Origin of the sequence: Paenibacillus sp. KACC 21273 (assembly GCF_028736095.1) — a bacterium.
GTDB lineage: Bacteria > Bacillota > Bacilli > Paenibacillales > Paenibacillaceae > Saccharibacillus > Saccharibacillus kyungheensis.
Window position 1 is genome coordinate 4,972,468 of record NZ_CP117876.1, and the last position, 19,525, is coordinate 4,991,992.

Annotated in this window: 21 protein-coding genes; 9 read left to right on the plus strand and 12 right to left on the minus strand. The window is 39.8% G+C overall.

The annotated features are described in order from the left end of the window. Positions 1-11: 11 nt before the first annotated feature. The 4 genes from PQ460_RS21850 to PQ460_RS21865 all read right to left on the minus strand — a co-directional run bounded on the left by PQ460_RS21850 (position 12) and on the right by PQ460_RS21865 (position 3,946). Entirely contained in the window at positions 12-2,489 is a 2,478-nt protein-coding gene (locus PQ460_RS21850) for a heavy metal translocating P-type ATPase (protein WP_443147179.1), read from the minus strand. A 184-nt stretch (positions 2,490-2,673) separates the two neighbouring features. Next, on the minus strand, positions 2,674-2,886 hold the full coding sequence (locus PQ460_RS21855) for a copper ion binding protein (RefSeq protein WP_204826427.1): 213 nt from the start codon (positions 2,884-2,886) through the stop codon (positions 2,674-2,676). Positions 2,887-2,918: 32 nt separating this feature from the next. Beyond that, positions 2,919-3,275, minus strand: a complete 357-nt coding sequence (locus PQ460_RS21860) for a metal-sensitive transcriptional regulator (RefSeq protein WP_274171162.1) — start codon at positions 3,273-3,275, stop codon at positions 2,919-2,921. A gap of 287 nt (positions 3,276-3,562) precedes the next feature. Further along, positions 3,563-3,946 (minus strand): response regulator, encoded by a 384-nt coding sequence (locus tag PQ460_RS21865; RefSeq protein WP_204826426.1) that lies wholly within the window; start codon positions 3,944-3,946, stop codon positions 3,563-3,565. A gap of 46 nt (positions 3,947-3,992) precedes the next feature. Between PQ460_RS21865 and PQ460_RS21870 the strand changes: the two genes are divergently transcribed. Next, positions 3,993-4,346, plus strand: a complete 354-nt coding sequence (locus tag PQ460_RS21870; RefSeq protein ID WP_273614599.1) for an Hpt domain-containing protein — start codon at positions 3,993-3,995, stop codon at positions 4,344-4,346. A gap of 139 nt (positions 4,347-4,485) precedes the next feature. Further along, positions 4,486-5,058 (plus strand): thymidine kinase, encoded by a 573-nt coding sequence (locus PQ460_RS21875; protein WP_273614598.1) that lies wholly within the window; start codon positions 4,486-4,488, stop codon positions 5,056-5,058. A gap of 61 nt (positions 5,059-5,119) precedes the next feature. Here PQ460_RS21875 and PQ460_RS21880 read toward each other — a convergent pair whose 3' ends face one another. Continuing rightward, positions 5,120-5,629, minus strand: coding sequence for a GrpB family protein (locus tag PQ460_RS21880; protein WP_274171163.1), 510 nt, complete (start codon positions 5,627-5,629; stop codon positions 5,120-5,122). Then, positions 5,629-6,873, minus strand: a complete 1,245-nt coding sequence (locus PQ460_RS21885) for a hypothetical protein (protein WP_274171164.1) — start codon at positions 6,871-6,873, stop codon at positions 5,629-5,631. Before PQ460_RS21885 ends, PQ460_RS21880 begins: the two co-directional genes overlap by 1 nt. Positions 6,874-7,213: 340 nt before the next feature. On the opposite strand from PQ460_RS21885, the gene PQ460_RS21890 reads away from it, so the two are divergent. Genes PQ460_RS21890 through PQ460_RS21905 form a run of 4 tightly spaced genes read left to right on the plus strand, consistent with a single transcriptional unit; the run spans position 7,214 to position 9,720 of the window. Next, entirely contained in the window at positions 7,214-7,696 is a 483-nt protein-coding gene (locus PQ460_RS21890; RefSeq protein ID WP_274171165.1) for a hypothetical protein, read from the plus strand. Next, positions 7,696-7,926 (plus strand): hypothetical protein, encoded by a 231-nt coding sequence (locus PQ460_RS21895; protein ID WP_274171166.1) that lies wholly within the window; start codon positions 7,696-7,698, stop codon positions 7,924-7,926. Before PQ460_RS21890 ends, PQ460_RS21895 begins: the two co-directional genes overlap by 1 nt. Positions 7,927-7,930: 4 nt before the next feature. Further along, the gene (locus PQ460_RS21900) at positions 7,931-9,274 is read left to right on the plus strand and encodes a glutathionylspermidine synthase family protein (RefSeq protein ID WP_274171167.1); all 1,344 of its coding nucleotides are present in this window, start codon (positions 7,931-7,933) and stop codon (positions 9,272-9,274) included. Between the two features lie 41 nt (positions 9,275-9,315). Beyond that, the gene (locus tag PQ460_RS21905) at positions 9,316-9,720 is read left to right on the plus strand and encodes a DUF350 domain-containing protein (RefSeq protein ID WP_273614592.1); all 405 of its coding nucleotides are present in this window, start codon (positions 9,316-9,318) and stop codon (positions 9,718-9,720) included. 111 nt (positions 9,721-9,831) lie between these two features. Here the strand turns inward: PQ460_RS21905 and PQ460_RS21910 are convergent, their stop codons facing one another. The 3 genes from PQ460_RS21910 to PQ460_RS21920 form a co-directional block, all read right to left on the minus strand. After that, positions 9,832-11,394: a DUF6359 domain-containing protein gene (locus PQ460_RS21910; RefSeq protein WP_274171168.1), complete on the minus strand. Its 1,563-nt coding sequence runs from the start codon at positions 11,392-11,394 to the stop codon at positions 9,832-9,834. 226 nt (positions 11,395-11,620) lie between these two features. Further along, complete coding sequence (locus tag PQ460_RS21915; protein ID WP_274171169.1) at positions 11,621-12,673, minus strand: GGDEF domain-containing protein; 1,053 nt, start codon at positions 12,671-12,673, stop codon at positions 11,621-11,623. 112 nt (positions 12,674-12,785) lie between these two features. Next, positions 12,786-13,856 (minus strand): GGDEF domain-containing protein, encoded by a 1,071-nt coding sequence (locus PQ460_RS21920; RefSeq protein ID WP_274171170.1) that lies wholly within the window; start codon positions 13,854-13,856, stop codon positions 12,786-12,788. Between the two features lie 264 nt (positions 13,857-14,120). Here PQ460_RS21920 and PQ460_RS21925 point away from each other — a divergent pair, with 264 nt between their 5' ends. The 3 genes from PQ460_RS21925 (at position 14,121) to PQ460_RS21935 (ending at position 17,014) form a co-directional block, all read left to right on the plus strand. Then, entirely contained in the window at positions 14,121-14,804 is a 684-nt protein-coding gene (locus PQ460_RS21925; RefSeq protein ID WP_274172995.1) for a FadR/GntR family transcriptional regulator, read from the plus strand. A gap of 66 nt (positions 14,805-14,870) precedes the next feature. Next, positions 14,871-16,106: a CynX/NimT family MFS transporter gene (locus PQ460_RS21930; protein WP_274171171.1), complete on the plus strand. Its 1,236-nt coding sequence runs from the start codon at positions 14,871-14,873 to the stop codon at positions 16,104-16,106. A 77-nt stretch (positions 16,107-16,183) separates the two neighbouring features. Then, the gene (locus tag PQ460_RS21935; RefSeq protein WP_274171172.1) at positions 16,184-17,014 is read left to right on the plus strand and encodes an aldo/keto reductase; all 831 of its coding nucleotides are present in this window, start codon (positions 16,184-16,186) and stop codon (positions 17,012-17,014) included. Between the two features lie 145 nt (positions 17,015-17,159). On the opposite strand, the gene PQ460_RS21940 is transcribed toward PQ460_RS21935, so the two are convergent. The 3 genes from PQ460_RS21940 to PQ460_RS21950 form a co-directional block, all read right to left on the minus strand. Beyond that, a complete protein-coding gene (locus PQ460_RS21940; RefSeq protein WP_273614586.1) occupies positions 17,160-17,348 on the minus strand; it encodes an aspartyl-phosphate phosphatase Spo0E family protein in 189 nt (62 codons plus the stop codon). A gap of 211 nt (positions 17,349-17,559) precedes the next feature. Then, the gene (locus PQ460_RS21945; protein ID WP_273614585.1) at positions 17,560-18,306 is read right to left on the minus strand and encodes a GTP cyclohydrolase II; all 747 of its coding nucleotides are present in this window, start codon (positions 18,304-18,306) and stop codon (positions 17,560-17,562) included. A 73-nt stretch (positions 18,307-18,379) separates the two neighbouring features. Continuing rightward, positions 18,380-19,489 carry an FAD-dependent monooxygenase gene (locus PQ460_RS21950; protein ID WP_273614584.1) on the minus strand — a complete coding sequence of 370 codons (1,110 nt, stop codon included), beginning with the start codon at positions 19,487-19,489 and terminating at the stop codon, positions 18,380-18,382. Positions 19,490-19,525: the final 36 nt, after the last annotated feature.

Consider the following 19,525-nt stretch of genomic DNA (forward strand, 5'->3'; position numbering starts at 1 on the left):
ATGCAAGTCTATTACAATTTAATTCGTTGTAAGCGTAGCGCATTTAATACAACTGATACTGAACTAAATGCCATTGCTGCTCCTGCTAACCATGGTGCTAACAAACCTATCGCTGCAATCGGAATCCCTATCACATTGTAAGCAAGTGCCCAGAATAGATTTTGCCGAATATTGCGGATTGTACGTCGACTGAGCATAATCGCGTCTGCAATTCCATTCAGATCACCGCGCATCAAGGTGATATCTGCGGCTTCTATCGCTACATCGGCTCCTGTACCGATCGCAATCCCTGTATTGGCTGTAGCCAGAGCAGGCGCATCATTGATACCGTCACCGACCATAGCTACGATTCGACCTTGTTGTTGCAAACGGCTAATTTCAGTTGCTTTGCCTTCAGGAAGTACACCTGCTAATACTTGGTCTACACCTGTCTGCGCAGCGATCGCTTGAGCAGTACGTTCATTATCACCTGTAATCATAATGACATGTAAGCCCATCTGCTTGAGACGAGCAATCGCCGCTTGTGATGTTTCTTTGACCGTATCGGCTACAGCAATCCAACCTGCATATTGTCCATTGATTGCAGTTAACATCACTGTTTTACCCTGCTGTTCTACCTGTTGAATCTCTGCTTCCAGATCATGTACATCAATCTGTTGAGATTGTAACAATTGACGGGTTCCGATCCATAACGATTGTGCGCCGATCGTAGCATGGATACCCTTACCAGGTATCGCTTCAAAAGTATCTACTGATTCTGCTTGTAATCCGCGTTCTTTGATACCTTGTACGATAGCTTTGGCAAGTGGATGTTCAGAAGCCGATTCTGCTCCTGCTACCCATTGCAACCATTGCTGTTCAGACATCTCTTGACTATTGTTCGCAAATTGAATATCAGTCACAACCGGTTCGCCGCGTGTAATCGTACCTGTTTTGTCTAATACAACCGTATCTACTTTATGTGCGGCTTCTAAATGCTCTCCGCCTTTAAATAAAATACCGTATTCCGCAGCCCGACCAGAGCCTGCCATAATCGATGTCGGTGTCGCAAGCCCTAATGCACAAGGACAAGCAATCACTAGAACAGCAATCGCTTTTTCTAGTGCCCCACTAAAATTACCTGGAGCCACACCCCAGAACCAGATAGCAAAAGTGACTAAAGCGATCCCGACCACAATCGGTACAAAAATACCTGAGATGACATCTGCTAGACGCTGGATCGGTGCTTTGGAGACTTGCGCTTCTTCAACGACACGAATAATTTGCGATAGTGCTGTCTCTTTACCGATATGCACCGCTCGAAATTTAAGTCGTCCATTCTGATTAATAGTTGCTCCAATGACCTGATCGCCGACCGTTTTTTCAACAGGTAGACTTTCGCCGGTTAGCATCGATTCGTCGATAGAAGAATGACCTTCTACCACTTCGCCATCCACCGGAATTTTTTCACCCGGTTTGACGATAAGGAGATGTCCCACCTGTACATCATCTACAGGAATCTCTACTTCTTCCCCATCACGATCGATTCGGGCTGTTAATGCGCGCAACCCCATAAGACTCCGTATCGCTTCAGAAGAACGCCCTTTAGCACGATATTCAAACCATTTGCCTAACAAAATTAATGTAATTAAAATAGAACTGACTTCAAAATATAATTCAACACTCGTTCCCGGTACAATCAGTGAACGAATCATTAGAAATAAACTATAAAAATAAGCAGCCGATGTCCCTAGTGCTACCAGTACATCCATATTGGCGCTTCCACTACGCAATGCTTTGTAGGCTCCTACATAAAAAGCACCACCAATCACAAACTGAACCGGTGTTGCCAGAATTAACTGTACCCACGGATTCATTAACAACATCGGTACACCAATCCATGAAGTGACGCTAAAATGACCTACCATCGCCCATAATAAAGGTAATGATAAAATCGCAGACGCTATCAATTTCCATTTACGTATCGTTGCCTCGTGTTCTCGGCGTTGTTGAATACCTTCTTCTTTTTTCGGTGAAGCGGTATATCCTAGCTTTTCTACTTTGCGGATAATATCTGTCGTTTCTAGTGTACCCGGTGTGTATTGTACTCTAGCTGTCTCCAATGCCAAATTCACATTGACCGCAGACACACCATCCATACGCTTAATCCCTTTTTCGATCCGAGTAGCACAAGCGGCGCAAGTCATTCCTGAAATATCCAAGTCGACAGTTTCTTTGAGCGACTGGTAACCTAATTGTTCGATTTTTTGTTCAACCTGTTCTTTATTAATCGCAGACGGTTCATAAGTGACAGAAGCACGTTCAAGCGCTAGATTTACATTCACTTCTTCAACACCATCTAGACGACGTAATCCTTTTTCGATACGTGTAGCACAAGCAGCACAGGTCATTCCACCAATCTGTAACGTTAATTGTTTGGTCTGACCTGAGGCCGGTGTAGGTGCTGAAGATTGGGGATCACTGATATTACTATTAGACGATACACTCATCACAATAACCTCCTTTTGAATACTATTGATATCACTTATATACCCCTATAGGGTATTTATATTTTCAAAAAAAGTTGCCCTGAGCATCACTAAGGGCAACACATTTACTTTATTTACAATAATTCTACAGTTCCATTGGAGTGATCGAATGATCTGATCATACGAAATAAGGATATCTTAACGATTAACCGCCTGTAGAAACTACATCATACCCTTGCTCTTCGATAGCGTCGGTCAATTTCATAATATCGACTTGATCTGCATCATATTCAATATCCACAGATTTGGCTTCCAAATTCACTTTACCTTTTGCACCGATCTCTTGAAGTGCTCCTTCTACCGCTTGAACACAGTGGTTGCAAGACATACCTTCTACTTCTAATTTAATATTTGCCATGATTATATCCTCCTTTGATTATGATCGTTATATTATTTCAATAATTTATTAATCGTGATAAGTAGCTCGTCAATCACTTCATTTTCCCCTGCTTCGATACGCTCGACCACACAACTCTTCATATGGCCTTCTAACAGCAATCTACCGACAGAGTTCAGAGCAGATTGAGCGGCTGCAATCTGATTCAGCACATCATCGCAATAAGTGTCTTTCTCAATCATGCCTTTGATTCCTCGAATCTGTCCTTCAACACGATTAAGGCGACGGATCATATTGCTTTTCATCTCATCTGAATGATGACTACGACGAACCTCTCCCGGGCTATGATCGCAAGATTGATGATGCTCATGAAGTGAATCTTCTGTATTCAGATGATCTACCTTCTCCATAAAGTATCCCCCTTGATCGTTTATAATTACATCTTAACATACCCCCATAGGGTATTCAAGTTTGAATTTATATGTATATAGCATTTAATGGATCAGGCTTCCAAGCTACAGCACAAACAGCCTATTTGCTAACGATAGGCTGTTGTTTCGTAAATATTCATTCCATATCATCTTAAATATTACGTTCATTTTGCCGATTAATCAGTAAGCCATTATACCCAAAGCAGACAAAACATCCTGTTTATTTACTTAAAATTTGTGCTAAAATGTACCCAGTAAAAGCGAATTCATGATCCCTCTATTCCTCTGTCTAAATGATCCAGTACTCGCTCGATCAATTGTGCCGGATCAATTGGTTTTGTCATAAAATCAATAGCGCCCATACGCATGCCACGAATAACCATTTCAGAACGAGAATCACCTGACAATAGTAAGACAGGGATATCTTTGGTAGCTGGTTTGTTTTTAAGACTTTCTAGTACATGTAGCCCGTCCACATCCGGTAAATGAATATCCAGAATAATCAGATCATACCCTGTAATGCGTGAAGGGATTTTCAGAAAATCTGCCGCATCCTCATACGATTCTACAATTACATCTTCTGTCTCCAATAATTGTTTAATCAACAATGTAAAGGGAGCGCTATCATCAATAATGACTATTTTTTTCATGAAACGGTTACACGTCCTTTGCAGAAAAATAGGGAGGGAAAAATCCATGTCAAAAGCAGATCGGTATCAACAGATCATCCAACAAACTAGAATTCGGTTTTTGGCGGATGCTTCTCTCAAAATGCAAGATTTGCAACATCGCTTTGAAGATTATGATCACGGTCGATTATCCGCAGATCAACGTACATTACCTGATTGTATTCATCGTCATGCTCATGCGATCAAAGGATTAGCCCTTACACTGTCGTATGAAGATATTGATCACATCTGTGAAGAAATTCTTAATTACATTCTATACCAACCAGATCATGTATGGACAGCAGAAGATATCCATACTTTGCGTAAAATGGTAATCACACTGGATCAATTGTTAACTCAAGCTTCTTCAGCACAGGTATAATGTAGCTTCCATGCTGTACAGATATGATGTGCATTTGTTGCTTTTTCGTTAGATTTTCCATTGGTCTCTCTCGTTAATTCCTGCTACAATAGATCACGCTGACAGAAAGAACGATCTACAGAAAGGGGTATTACGACTATTGGCACAGTTATTTTTTAAGTACGGTGCAATGAACAGTGGGAAATCGATTGAAATTTTAAAAGTTGCCCACAACTATGAGGAACAGGAGAAACATGTTCTGATTTTTACGTCTGCCCTAGATAATCGCGATGAGACCGGTTATGTCTCTTCTCGCATTGGTGTACGTCGTCAGGCTATTGCAATTCATGATGATACCGACATCTATAGTATTGTCAAAAATTATGCGCCTAAGCCTTCATGTGTATTGATTGATGAGTGTCAATTTATGAAAAAAGAAGCGATTTTGCAACTGGTACGCATCGTGGATGAGTTAAGCATTCCTGTGATGGGCTTCGGTCTCAAAAACGATTTTCAAAATAATTTATTCGAAGGTAGTCAGTATATGCTACTGTATGCAGATAAAATTGAAGAAATGAAAACAATTTGCTGGTTCTGTGAACGCAAAGCGATTATGAACCTGCGTGTAAAAGATGGAAAACCTGTGTATACAGGAGAACAGATTCAAATTGGTGGTAATGAAAGTTATTATCCTGTGTGTCGCAAATGCTACAATAATCCTCCGATCGAATAGATTGGCGGTTGTAAACTCCAGAACGCCTACAGACATGATGTTTGTAGGCGTTCTTTATTTATTATTGTAAAGCATACCAGAGCAAAGCACGCTGTTCTAATTGAGTGACAAATTGTTTTTTGGCTGGGCTGTACTCGTTGGTTGTAGTGAATTTCTGGGCAAGTTCTTCTTTAAATTGGCTATATCGAGTCACTTCTTGAGGATGGCAACGTAAATAATCTCGTACAACAAGATGACGATGGATATGAGGATTATGTTGTTCATAACAATGAATATGGTGAGTGCGCTGATCGCCACCTTTTCGGAATAACCGCCTGCCTTCTATTCCCCATTCACCTGCTACATCATATCCCAAATCACGCATATGATTGTTCCACTCATCCATCTTTTCAATATTCTGAACGATTACCAGCATATCAATCACCGGTTTTGCTTTTAAAAAAGGAACCGATGTGCTTCCAAAGTGATGTATCTCTATGATTTGATCTGTAAATATATCTCTAAGCAACTCAGCTTCTTCTATAAATTGTACTGCCCATTCTTCACGAAAATCACTCAATCGTACATCCATCATCTAGCCTCCTCTCCATGTATGGTGCTTTTACGTAATTGGTTTTTACTATTTTCCCGCATTTCCCGATACATTAACCATCCCATCCACAGCAAAATGAAGAGATGAATCCATACTACGATCATGCCTGGTATACGCGGAAGGTTGCTTGTTAGCACGCCCCATAGATTATACGTAATCGTTACACTCAATACGCAGGCGATTGCAATCCATTTCCGATCTACCATAGCGACAAGTAACAGTAGAATCAGCGCCGGAATACTGTAGCGCTCGTGAATTTCTGTCGGTAACATAAAAAAGGCAAATGAAATCCATGCAGCAGCTTTGAGCAAAACGGCTGTATAAAGCACGCGACATTTCCAAAGATAGATCCCTGTATAGATCACAGCGATCAACAACAATATAAATCCCAAATTACGCAGTGAAATGATGTTCCAAAGCTTCTCTGTATCATTCGTCGTGGGAACAGTTCCGATCACATAAAACCAGATATTTAATGCATTCAAGGTGACTTGAGTGTATAAGCCTACAGCGCTGATATAAGCACCTTTGAACATCGCTTGTAATCCACCATACGAGGCAAAATAAATAACGACCACCACTACAGGAATGATCGCCCCTACTACCATATAAATAAGAGGCTTTATCTGACGTTGCCATATACATTTCAATACATAAAATCCGAACACAGGTGCAATCACAATCGCTTGTAATTTTGTAAATAAAGCGATCGCAAATAGTAAACCTGCTACTAGAGGAAAAGCGACAACAGTCAGTAGCGCACCTGCCATCAGGACTCCATTTAATATATCAACTTGTCCCCAGATCGAACTGTTGACGATCAAGGCTGGATTGAATACAAATAAACTGAATAATAACCAGCGTGTAGGTGTGGATCTGATGTTACGCGACCAGCAAAAGACGATTATACATGCACATAGATCAAGTAGGATCAGCAACCATTTAAAAGACAATTGACCTGCTTGTATCGTAATTCCGAATCCATGTACAAGCGCGGCATATCCTTGCATAATAAGTAAAAATAATGGCGGATAATTAATATTGGTATCATGGATATAGACCGTTCCTAGCCCATACTGCCGTATCTCATTCATCCACTGAACAAACAAATTCTGATCGCTCATAAATCCTGCATAATGGCTTCCCAGCCATACACGTATCCATAGCCCTATCGCCAATAATATCAACAATGCGATCCATTCGGTTAGCGGTGTAATATACATAGGTTTTTGCTTTCGTGTGCTTCTCGATACTATATCTGTAATAAGTCATACCTCCTTGTATCTGTACAAAAGTGGCAGACGTTGTTCCAAGAAAATAAGGCGATTATGCTCTTCTCTACCTTATTAACAAACGTTGTTAGGCTCATTATACAAGCAACTCTTTACTGTTTGCGAATTTGGTATTCATATTCTTTTTTTTGCCAAATATAGCGAATATCTTATGAAATATTTGTTCCTATTTGCAAAGAAATCGGTATACTGGAAAATGTGCATCTTTTTACAAATTACGACGTAAAAAGGAATAGTCTATCGATGTATTATTCAAAAGGGAGTGAACAGTATGTATTATCCTCTGCGATATATAGAATGGTCAGAGACCAAGCAGATGGAAGTTGGCGAAGTGTATCAGATTCATTCACTGTCGCAAGAAGAATTATTTGTACATAAGCTAGTGGATGCAGTAAAACTTAATCATCGTATATGGGTTCATGTGTCTCATGAATCTATAGATCATGAAAAGCATACGATTTATGTACGTCCATTTGCAGAAGAATTACCCGCGACTTATCAGCGTAGTCTAGCCACGACGATCAGCGGACAGAAAGATTATCCGAATGGACTTGCTCCTGAATATTGGCTCTGGGATGGCACACAATTTCAACGTCGTGATGCAATCGATTCGTATGTATCACCCATTCATCTGGCTCTGCGCTTATTGGATCACTATTTGTTACAGCAAGATATTACGTATGATATTTTGTATACCGTACTGGATGCAGATCGTCAGAAAGTGATGATTTTTTTAAATGAGGTGAATGAGTGATGAATAATCGTACCAAAATGATTGCTTTCTCATTAATGCTCGCCGTTCCTGCAACTCTTTCCGGCTGTGGCAATGATTATGATGACGATTGTCAGTATGATCAGAACGGGAATGCATATAACTGTAATACCAGTAGTGGCTATCACAGTGGCTCATCGTATTCGAAAAAAAGTAGCTCCCATAGTGGATTTGGTAGTGGTGGCTTTAGCGGTTTCTTTTCTGGAGGTTAATTAGATGCGACAGACACGAGCTCTTCCATATACAAGAGCACAACTATTCACCCCGGAGATCGAACAACGGGTTCCTTATCATATGATGTATGAGAAGCCTTACTGCTTAACAGCGCTCACTCTTTATCAGGCACATGAATGGGAACAGCTACGCATTGGTTCTGAACAAGTAGATCATCTATATCGCAAAACGTTGCGATTTGTACAACAACATTTACCCGATGATTATTTATTACAGCAATTAGGGATTCATCCTGCTCTACTAGAAGGTGCTCGTCAAGATATTCCGTTAGATGGACTGACTAGATTAGATTGGATCATTAGCCCTCAAGGTGAGCTGAAATGTATCGAAAATAATACAGATACACCAAGCGGTGTGCCTGAAGTGGCTTTTTTGGAACAGGAATTATTGCGATATGCTTCTGATCTAGAGCCTGCTTCTGCTTTGATGAATAGTTGTATTCAGAAGATGTTCAAGCAAGCGGTTGATTATTATAAAGGTCAGGGATTAGGCGAAGTAATCTATTTTACCAGTTACGACTGGCATGATGAAGATCGTGCGAATACGTTATATATGATGGAACAGTGTATAGCACTTGGTATTGAAGCTACATATGTACCTTTAGAACAACTACAGATTATACCGGGTAAAGGGCTATATTATGGTCAAGAACGTATCTATATTCTGTATCGCTTATACCCGTTAGAGTATCTTGTAGAAGATCGAGAAGCAGATTCAGAGCGTCCTGTCGGTGAAGACTTATTGCAACTGGTAACTGACGGTAAGCTTGGTCTACTGAATCCGGTGCAACATATCGTGACCCAGAGCAAAGGATTTATGGCAACAATCTGGTCATTATACGAACGCAATGCGGAGATGGCTGACTATACAGGCTTTACTTTATTTACAGACGAAGAATGTGAATGGATTCAGCAGTATTTGCTACCTACGTATTTTACAGATCAAGTGTTTGTGCAACAGCAGATTCCTTATGTAGTCAAAGGTTTTTTTGGACGTGAAGGATTAGGAACGCATCTGATCGAACAACCGGAAACACATTCATTAGATAGACCTGAGTCTACTTATCGTGATGATTCTACGCCACAGACAGAAGCTGATGAGATTGACGCTTATTATGAAAATCAGCCCAAAATCTATCAACAACTGCATCCGATGGAGCCTGTATCTGTAACGACTAGTGAAGGAACATTTGATGGTTATCTGTTAACAGGAGCTTTTGTGATAGGTGGTCAATTTGCTGGATTGCTACCTCGTATAGGAGGCAAAGTGACAGACAATTTAGCTTGCTATTGTGCGGCGGCAATTGTTCCCTCATCATCCTTTTGAACAACTGATTATATGTTTATATTTTGAAGGAGGAAATACAGTTGAAAAACTTTGGAACTGACTTATTACATATCGGAATAGGGTTAGTTATTTTATTTGCTGTTCTGTTTGTAGGGTATTATATTTTTAGTCTTATGACACGCTACAACGATAATCAGCAGATTGCAGATGGTAATCAAGCGGCGGGTATGTATATGGGTAGTAAAATGTTAGGGTTATGTATTATCGTCGGGCTGGTATCGATTAATTCTGATGCATGGATAGATGTATTGATCTGGTCAGGCGTTGGTATTGTGATTCTGTGTCTGGTGTATCTAGTATTCGATTGGGTAACTCCGCGTACCAAAGTCTGTGAACAGATTGAAAAAGGCAATATGGCGATTGCTCAATTGTTACGTTCTTTGATTATCGGGATTTCATTTGTGATTGGAACATTTGTAATGTAATAAATCAATATACTGGTAAAAACATAAAAACAGCTTTCTTCTCTGCTTTATAGGCAGGTCGAAAGCTGTTTTTATTTGATATGATAGGCTATATCTATTTGTAACTACATGTTAGGAAGCTGCTCCATAAGAACCGTTTTTGTATGTCGTTGGATCATACCATTTGTAACCTGCTGCTGGAGCTGCCCAAGGTTCAGCTTGTGGCTCTGTAGATGTAGCAGGTGTCTCGATAGAGATCAATGATGTTGGGCTATCTAACGTCAACCCTGATACTTGATTTAAGCTGGTATAGCTTTCTTTAACAGCCAACCATCTTACCGTCTGTACCAATAATTTCGCATCATCGACTTCTTTGTAGCCATCATAGGTTGTCTTTTTAGCGCCTGTTTCTTCACGTAGATATTTAGGAGAAGCATCTTCTACTGGAGAAGAATCACCGATAAAGGCAGCTTTCCCTGCGCCTACTTTAGAAACCGCTGCATAAGGACCTTCTGCACGTCCGCCGCCATTGTATACACCTTGATCGACAGCATTATTCCATTTGGATACAGAAGACGGTAGATATACGATACCTTTTGCTTTGGTCGGATCTAGAATAGCAAGTGTTGAGCCTGCATGCATCGCTACAGAATTTACACCAGCTGTAATGCCGAACGCTTGTGATGAAGCAACGATATCATTGGCATTCACATCACCTAGAGCGTTGTAACGGAAACGAATACCAAAGTTCGTACCCAACCAGTCGGAACCACTCACACCTTGCATCGCTGGTGAAGCTGCTTCTTCTGCACTCATTCCTTTTGCCGGGTTACTGTAAGCACCACGACGGTATCCGTTGATTGCTTCTGATCCATCCCAGCGATTTTTGTTGCGGTCTGCATTATAGTGATCGGCAATAAAGAAAATACTACCGCCGCCTTTTACATATTGAAGCATAGCTGCTTGTTCTGTTGATTTGAAAGGAACGTTAGGCTCAGCGATAACGAATACATCGTATCCTTTGAGCTTATCATACGTGATCGCTTGCTCTCCAAATGTATACGGTATTGGACGAGTTAGCGCATCCACTGTAAATCCATCTGCTTTGAGTCCATTTGCAAAATCAGAGAATCCACCATCGATTACCCAATCTGCTGCACCGGCAGTTTGAGCATGCGTATTATCGAACAATACTTTTTTACCTGTTCCATTAGGAAGAGGCGTATCTGTTCCTGGCTCAGTAGGAGGTGTCGTTGTACCGCCATCTAAAGTCACAGACGTTGGATTTTTAACACCTGCAAAATTGTTATATGCACCAGCTGTACCCGTAACGACAATCGTTTTGCCAATTAGACTTGGATTGCTCTGTAAACCGAACTGCGAGCGGAAAGAGCTGCTTAATTGCACATCTACTAATTTGCTAGTTGTACGTTCACTGCTGCTATCTGCGATTAGCACGTTAAAATCGTTAGCAAACGGGCTTGTAAAATCACCTGTAGAAGCTCCTGAAGCATGTCCAACCACAATCCCTTTAACTGTAATCGTAGAGCCACCACTTTGAGCTTGAATCGCTTGTGCAACCGTTAATGTTGTTGCCGCTTCAGCTACCGGACGATACCCACCCAATAAAGAAATGAACATCAATAATGCTGTTAAAAGCACTACTGTTAACCGCTTCGTGACTACCTTATGCATATAACAATTCCTCCTTTGAATAGGTAGAGACAGAATGACTATTCTGATTCTCTTATTATCATAATTCTATTTTGTCTATCTAATTCCTCTTTTATGTAAATTTTTAATTAAAAGTAAATTAAGTAAGAGAGAATGCTGTATGTAAAGCAAAAAATACGACCTCCATATACTAAGGTCGTATTTCTATTTTTTTTACTTATAAAAATATTATGTGGATCTAAAAAGTTCAAAACTGAGCAAGGCAGGAGCGATTGCGTCCTTGCTGTTTGGCTTCATATAACGCTTGATCGGTTTTTTCTAATAATTCATCCCACAATAACGCCGGGTACATGCCAATACCTATCGAGATTGTAATATGAATGATTTTACCATCGGGTAGTACAAATTTCTTTTTCTCCACATTGGTGCGTAACGTCTCAGCAATAATTTTGGCTTCAGTTAATTGGCAGTATTCTAGCCAGACAGCAAATTCTTCTCCACCTTTGCGAGCTCCATAATCTGTACTGCGAATACTTTGTTGAATCACGTTAGCCAACTGAAATAGCACCGCGTCTCCTGCCGGATGACCGTATTCATCATTTACTTTTTTGAAATGATCGATATCGATAAATAGCAAAGAATGTGCCATATCTGTTTCCTGATGTTGTAATTGCTCAAACTTGTGCTCAAATGCTCTTGGATTATATAAGCCTGTCAAAAAGTCGAATTGAGCTTCTTTGCTTACTTTTTCAAATAATTCATTATTTTTTCGTAAAGATCGAGTAAGCATAAAAATAAATAAAGTCGCTGCGGATTCCACGATAATAAATACAAACACTTTATCAATTTCATTTTTGCCTAATACAATACTGAGCGAGATCATAGCAATAATCGTCAAAGCAATTCCTGAGTATAACCATTTTCTATAAAAACTAATTTTACGTGAAAAAATCCATGAAGCTGCGATACAGAGAGTTGCCGCATTGGCCAAGCCCAATATTGCACTTAATCCAATCGTCGGACTTAATATAATTCTGGTAATCATAATAATAATCGTTGTAATAATTCCTGCTATACTGCCACCCATACTAATCGACAGAACGATCGATATCTGGCGCAAATCCAGTAGTACATTATCTCCTACTGGAAATGTAAATTGCATTAGTGTAGCTCCTAACAAACCAAAAAATAATCCGATCCATTGGCGCTTTATATACGTACTTGTTTTGAAATGAGCATTCAAATAATTCAATAACATACTTCCAAAAAAAGAAAATGTAGCTAAAATACAAAAATTCATAAATAAATCTTTGAACAACATTTGTTCACGTCCCTCTGACTACGGAAATAATAAGTATATCTATATACATCGTCAGTCTGAAGAATTTATTAAATAGGCTAAATTTATTATTTTAGTGTGCAATACAAAACTGATTTCTTCCGCCTTTTTTAGCTTCATACAAAGCACGATCGGTTTTTTCTAACAACTCGTCATCAGCATATAAAGGATAAAACCCTATTCCAAGCGACACTGTCATTGATACCGTTCTGCCGTCAGGAATCACAAACTTGTGCTCTTGGATATTTTGGCGGATCGTCTCTGCCCATCTGATCGCTTCTGCATGCTCTTCTACATGTTCAAGAATAATTGCGAATTCTTCTCCCCCTTTGCGAAAACAATAATCGAATGAGCGCACACTGCTACATAGCACTTCAGCAAATTGAGCCAGCACCGCATCACCAGCAGAATGACCATATTGATCATTAATCACTTTGAAATAATCGATATCTAACAATAGTAACGAAAAAGGAATTTTCTTTTGCTGACTTAATTGATTGTATTTATATGTAAATCCACGATAGTTATATAACCCTGTCAAAAAATCAAATTGAACTTCTTTGCTCATCGCATCATAAATCTTGTTATAACGTCGTAACCGTTCGATCAGCAAATAAGTAAATATAAACGACGAAAAGAGCACCACAATAAATAAAATCAGTGTCGTCTTTTTTGAAAATCCAGTCCATAACAGAAAAATAAGCAATGAATTCAATGTCGATAACAGTGCAGTCATAAACCATTTGTAACGAAAAGAAGGCTTGGTTCGAAATACAAAATACGCGATCACAAATGTAATACAGGCATTAGCTATTCCTAGAAAAGAAACACCAGTGATCGAAGCAGAAAACCATAAGCGTGCTATTGAAATCAGAATAGTCGTAATAATGCCAGCCATGCCACCGCTTAATACAGTAGCTACAATAATAGGAATTTGTCTCAGATCAAGCAATGTTCCATTATCTAATTTGAATGTGAACTGCATTTGGACAATACCAAATATCCCTAGAAAAATCCCTGTTAACATCTTAAACGCAAATGGACTGATACGTGGATTACTACGCACACTGCGAAAAAGAGCATTACCAAAAAATAAAAAAGTAGAAATGATGCAAAAATTAATAAACAAGTCTTTTATGATCATAAATACAGTACCCCTTTTACTCTAAATCACGATTGATCAATAGGTTATCTATTCTTGAGAGCAAAAGGCTTGATCGCTGTATTCAGCTCTATTCAAACTAAGATTGCCCATTCAATTAAGTTACTGTCTTTTTTACTTTTTGTTAAGCATAAGACAATCTGACATGAAAATCACTTCAAATTTGTCTTTTTTTACTTTACAATCTAAAATGTTTTCGATAAAATGTCCAATAGACCAATCATCCTACCTTTAGGAGTGAGCATTATTTTTAATAAATTGGAAAAGCAGTCGTTGGTAGATCAAGTCTATGCTCAGATTGAACAACGAATCAAAAATAATAGTTGGGCGATCGGAACACGAATTCCCAAAGAAGCTGAACTGATGGAGCAATTTGGCGTTAGTCGCAATACGTTGCGAGAAGCGATTCGTGCGCTTGTGCATGTCGGTCTATTATCGACTAGACAAGGCGATGGAACCTTTGTAATAGCAAATAGTGAACTTCATTCCGTATTGCAAAAGCGGGTACAGCACTCCACTGTTGTTGAAATTTTAGAAGTACGCCATGCCCTAGACCGAGAAGCTGTAGCTCTAGCTTGCCGTAGACGAACCGATGATGATCTACAGCAAATGGATCATTATGCTAATTTGTGTCAGCAACATATGGATGCTGGAGATATTGAGCAATTTGTAGAAGCAGACTTCAAGCTACATCAAGCTATTACTGCGGCTTCATATAATCAATTGCTGATCGATCTGTATGCTCATCTTTTTGAACAAATTCAAATGTCGATTACCAGCACTACTGTGCTCAATGATTCTTATTGCACAGGGCATCGTAATTTAATCCAAGCGATTCGTGAACAGCATAGTGAACAAGCGATGTTGATCGTTGATGATTATATTACTTATTTTACAGATCGACTTCAGTCGCTAGATCACTCTTCGTAGTATCAAGCGCATATTAGAAAGGTCAACGCTTATGTATTGCCAGGCGTTGTAGAAAGGACTATAGAAATGAATCGTCATTCGTTGGAGACTGCGGAATCAGGGTTATCCCTGCGTAATCCGCTTTTTTTATTGATTTGTATTTTGTTAACAGCTCTTAATATGCGTAGTCCAATTACAGCTATTAGTCCATTGTTGGATCTTATACGGCAGGACTTCCCTGTATCTAATGCAATGGCTGGATTTTTAACAACGATCCCGTTAGTCGCTTTTGCAATTTTATCTCCTTTTGTCGCAAAAATGGCAGGCAAATACGGGATGGAACGCATTATTATCGTATCCCTGATGGTGTTAACTCTTGGTGGCTGGTTACGTCCATTTGGTGGATTAACTATGCTCTTAATCGGTACGTTTTTGACCGGTCTTGCGATCGCAATCGTCAATGTTATTTTGCCCGGAATGATCAAACGCGAATTTCCTTTTCGTGTCGGTATTATGACCAGTATCTATTCAATCTGTATGAATGTATTTGCCGCTACTGCTTCTGCGGTTAGCTTGCCTTTAGCCAATGCAGGGCTCGGTTGGAAAGGTTCGATCTTGATCTGGACTATGCTTGCAATGGTTGCCTTGATCTTATGGATTCCGCAACAACGTTATAATCAACCCGCCAAATTGCTAAAACATACTGCTCACGCTACTCGCAGTGTATGGCGTTCGCCTTTGGCATGGAAAATTACGATCTTTATGGGTATGCAATCGATGATATTCTATGTATCTATCGCTTGGTTACCTGATATTTTGCAAGAACAAGGGCTGACCAATATCCAATCTGGATATATGTTATCTTTAATGCAATTTTCGATGTTGCCATTTAACTTTATTATTCCTATTCTAGCCGCGAAGCTCAAAACACAGCGTCCTCTTGTTTTATTTACAGTCATGCTGTACTTGATTTCACTGCTTGGTATTATTTTTGTTGATGGGCACTTATGGTGGACGGCTATTTGTTTGATTTTGCTAGGGATTGCAGGTGCTTCTTCATTCAGTCTATCTATGATGTTCTTTAGTCTGCGTACACATACGGCTACCCAAGCGGCTGATCTATCCGGTATGTCCCAATCTATCGGTTACTTGCTTGCGGCTTGTGGCCCAACGCTTTTCGGGATATTGCATGATATCACTGGCAACTGGAAATTACCGCTCAGTCTGCTGGTCATTGCTACCTTTATTATTTTGTATACCGGAATGATGGCAGGCGGTAAAGGCTTTATCCATCCTGAAGAAAAACCGGCTTCTGCCAGCTAATTAAGCATAACCTGTGTGATTATCCTCAAATTCGGGTATGTTTAATAAGAGATCAGATTTAAAGGAGGAGCTAAATAATGACTACTGATTTAATTTCAGTGAAGAAGTTGAACAATGGTGTAAATATGCCCTGGTTTGGTCTAGGTGTATGGCAGGTTGAAGATGGTAATGAAGCGATTGATTCGGTAAAAGCTGCACTTAAAAGCGGTTATCGTGCAATAGATACAGCTGCTGCTTACGGTAATGAAGAAAGCGTCGGCAAAGCAATCAAAGAATCAGGGATTGCTCGTGATGAACTATTTATTACTTCTAAAGTATGGAATAAAGATCAAGGTTATGATTCTACCCTTGCTGCTTTTGAACAAACGATGAAAAAATTAGATCTAGACGTATTGGATCTATATTTGATTCACTGGCCTGTTGCAGGTAAATATAAAGACACTTGGCGTGCTATGGAAAAACTATACAAAGACGGACGTATTCGTGCGATCGGCGTAAGTAATTTCCAAACTCATCATTTGGATGATTTGTTAGCAGATGCTGAAGTGGTTCCTGCGGTCAATCAAGTTGAATTCCACCCGCTATTAACGCAATCTGAATTGCTTGCATATAGTGAAGAAAAAGGAATTCAATTGGAAGCATGGTCTCCACTCGCACGCGGTAAATTATTTGATAATGAAGTGATCAAAGAGATCGCTGATAAATACGGTAAAGAGCCTGCTCAAGTTATCTTGCGCTGGGTACTGGATAAAGGTGTAGTCGTGATTACGCGTTCTGTTAAAGAAAAACGGATTGCGTCTAATGCTGAAATCTTTGATTTCAAATTGACTGTCGAAGAAATTGATCGTATCAGTGCGCTGAACAAAAACGAGCGTACCGGTCCAGATCCAGACAACTTTGATTTCTAAATTACTAATAGAAGCTTGAATGTACTGCTATCATAGCGGCGCATTCAAGCTTTTTTTGATACAAAAAAGCTTCCGACGAGTGCCGGAAGCATAAGAAGAGCGAAGTAGCTACTTACTACTTGAATGACTTTTTCAGTATAAGCGATCAACCTACAATTGAACTACGAGTGCCTAGTAAAGCTTGCTTGAGATGGTTGTATTGATTAAGTATGGAATCTACTCTTCTAGACTGGTCCAATACGCGGCGATCGTGAAGGTCGTAAAACTGCACCATTTCATTAAGTTCCCGGCGCTCTAGTTCTATCGATTCCTCAATCTTTTTTAGATGTTCCAAGAAACTCACCTCCTACCGCGGTATCTTATATAAAGCGTGATAGTGAAAACCATTCTTTTCTCTGAATCTTCTACAATCATGGTCTTCACTATTATAGTACTAGATGCAAATAGAGTACTTTCTAAGAATTTTACCAAACGATTCCTAATTCTACCATATCAGATTTACACGTACTTTAGATTATAAAGTGAACAATTGTCACCAGATTGCCTTATGAACCGAAATGCCCTGAACGAGCTACTTTTGTTTTTAAATACTTTTCATTAAATTCTGAAATGTCTCCCCATAACGGCACACGTTCTTTCACTTCAGCACCAGAGCGTTGCAATGCTTCTAATTTGCGAGGATTGTTAGTAATCAATGTCACAGGCAATGTACGTAAATGATTAAGAACTGCAATAGCATCATCATAATTACGCATATCATCTTCAAAGCCAAGTTCCAAATTCGCTTCTACTGTGTCTAATCCTTGTTCTTGCAATACATAAGCCATGGCTTTACTGAACAGACCGATACCGCGACCTTCGTGATTAGCTAGATAAAATAAAGCACCTGATCCATGAGCGGCAATCATTTTCATCGACTGCTTCAATTGGAATCCACAATCGCACCGTTTGCTGCCAAAGATATCCCCTGTATGGCAAATGCTATGCATACGAATCAAAGCGTCAGGAGATTCTTTGAAATCACCATACACCAATACACTGGACTGTTGCGCTTCTGCTAAATTAGAGGAAGATAACATTTCAATAATTGCTGCTTGATCATATTCACCTTCGCCACAAAGATTACCTGGCATACTGTCACAGCGCAACCAGCAATACCACTGGAATACAACTGTTTCATTATCTAAATTGACAGGTAAACGAATCGGGCCGACCAAATATATAGATTTATCAGCGCTTGGTACAATCTTAATATGATCTTGCAAAGCAGCTGTAATTTTAGGATTAATCATGGTTATTACCTCCAAAGTCCGTATGTTGGATCATAGATATTATTGTAAGATACGTTGTATTGAATGATATGGATTATATGCCTTCATGCTGGAAAGATGCAAATTGCGCGCGAAAAGCAGCTTCTTTGACAAATTGACTATCCAGTTCAGCTCTAGTCTCCGCACGACGAGCTTGTTCGAATTCTTTTAACCGGTTAGCACTCCAATTGCGTGTAGCCAGTGCATCTATAATAATCGGTGTTAAAATATGAGCATCTTGCATCGCACTATTCACACCAATCGCTCCGGTCGGGCTAAAGGTATGAGCAGCATCGCCCATAATCACCAGTCCATCTTGTACCCATGTATCGCAGACACAGCTTTGTACTTTGAGTAATACAAAATCTTCCCACGATACAATATGCTGTTCTACGATAGATTGTAATTCAGGAAAAGCTTCAGTCAATGAACGCACAAATGGTTGAAACGGTGTTTTGCGTAGTTGAGGATACGTATCCTGCGGAATATTCCAACCGATTTGGATATAACCGCCTTCTTGGCTGAAGAGCGATAATTGCGCATCTTGTGCCAGTGCCATACGTACTGTAGGCGGCCATTGTTCAGGTGCAGGAATACGTGCCCATAATAGATCGAATCCGTGTTTTACGATATCTGCATGAATCCCGGCAAGCTTACGTACAGAAGAATAGCGTCCATCGGTACCTATAACGATATCACTATGGATCACTAATTCTTGTCCATCATGTCGTACTTTAACACCGTTAACATTACCATACTGCTCGTCTTTGATCAGATCAATAACAGTGGTATTCATCATTAATTCGTAGTTAGGGTATACAGAAGATTGGTCTAACAGAACCTGTAACAGATGTTTTTGAGGAACATGAATGCCTGTATGTTGTTCTCCAGGTGCAGGTTGAATCGTTTTGATGATTTGACCATGTTGAAAATATTCTACACGTTCCATAAGCAACAGCCCTGCTTCACGCACTTTTTCATAAAGCCCGTATTGCTTCAGAATCTGCTCACCCTGTGTATTTAAATGTTCACCACGGAACTCTTTATCAATATGGTTATGCCGTTCTAACAGTATGACGGATATCCCTTGTGTAGCCAGCAAATAACCTAACAATGCACCACCAGGACCTGCGCCAACAATACATACATCTGCCACTTTTTCCATTGTGTACTTCTCCTTACCTTGCTTTTCAGTAGCTTT

Excerpts from the sequence above, each read along its gene's own strand:
- PQ460_RS21850 (WP_443147179.1), bottom strand. The coding sequence starts at position 2,489 with ATGAGTGTATCGTCTAATAGTAATATCAGTGATCCCCAATCTTCAGCA.
- PQ460_RS21855 (WP_204826427.1), bottom strand. The coding sequence starts at position 2,886 with ATGGCAAATATTAAATTAGAAGTAGAAGGTATGTCTTGCAACCACTGT.
- PQ460_RS21860 (WP_274171162.1), bottom strand. The coding sequence starts at position 3,275 with ATGGAGAAGGTAGATCATCTGAATACAGAAGATTCACTTCATGAGCAT.
- PQ460_RS21865 (WP_204826426.1), bottom strand. The coding sequence starts at position 3,946 with ATGAAAAAAATAGTCATTATTGATGATAGCGCTCCCTTTACATTGTTG.
- PQ460_RS21870 (WP_273614599.1), top strand. The coding sequence starts at position 3,993 with ATGTCAAAAGCAGATCGGTATCAACAGATCATCCAACAAACTAGAATT.
- PQ460_RS21880 (WP_274171163.1), bottom strand. The coding sequence starts at position 5,629 with ATGGATGTACGATTGAGTGATTTTCGTGAAGAATGGGCAGTACAATTT.
- PQ460_RS21885 (WP_274171164.1), bottom strand. The coding sequence starts at position 6,873 with ATGTATATTACACCGCTAACCGAATGGATCGCATTGTTGATATTATTG.
- PQ460_RS21890 (WP_274171165.1), top strand. The coding sequence starts at position 7,214 with ATGTATTATCCTCTGCGATATATAGAATGGTCAGAGACCAAGCAGATG.
- PQ460_RS21895 (WP_274171166.1), top strand. The coding sequence starts at position 7,696 with ATGAATAATCGTACCAAAATGATTGCTTTCTCATTAATGCTCGCCGTT.
- PQ460_RS21900 (WP_274171167.1), top strand. The coding sequence starts at position 7,931 with ATGCGACAGACACGAGCTCTTCCATATACAAGAGCACAACTATTCACC.
- PQ460_RS21910 (WP_274171168.1), bottom strand. The coding sequence starts at position 11,394 with ATGCATAAGGTAGTCACGAAGCGGTTAACAGTAGTGCTTTTAACAGCA.
- PQ460_RS21915 (WP_274171169.1), bottom strand. The coding sequence starts at position 12,673 with ATGAATTTTTGTATTTTAGCTACATTTTCTTTTTTTGGAAGTATGTTA.
- PQ460_RS21920 (WP_274171170.1), bottom strand. The coding sequence starts at position 13,856 with ATGATCATAAAAGACTTGTTTATTAATTTTTGCATCATTTCTACTTTT.
- PQ460_RS21930 (WP_274171171.1), top strand. The coding sequence starts at position 14,871 with ATGAATCGTCATTCGTTGGAGACTGCGGAATCAGGGTTATCCCTGCGT.
- PQ460_RS21935 (WP_274171172.1), top strand. The coding sequence starts at position 16,184 with ATGACTACTGATTTAATTTCAGTGAAGAAGTTGAACAATGGTGTAAAT.
- PQ460_RS21945 (WP_273614585.1), bottom strand. The coding sequence starts at position 18,306 with ATGATTAATCCTAAAATTACAGCTGCTTTGCAAGATCATATTAAGATT.
- PQ460_RS21950 (WP_273614584.1), bottom strand. The coding sequence starts at position 19,489 with ATGGAAAAAGTGGCAGATGTATGTATTGTTGGCGCAGGTCCTGGTGGT.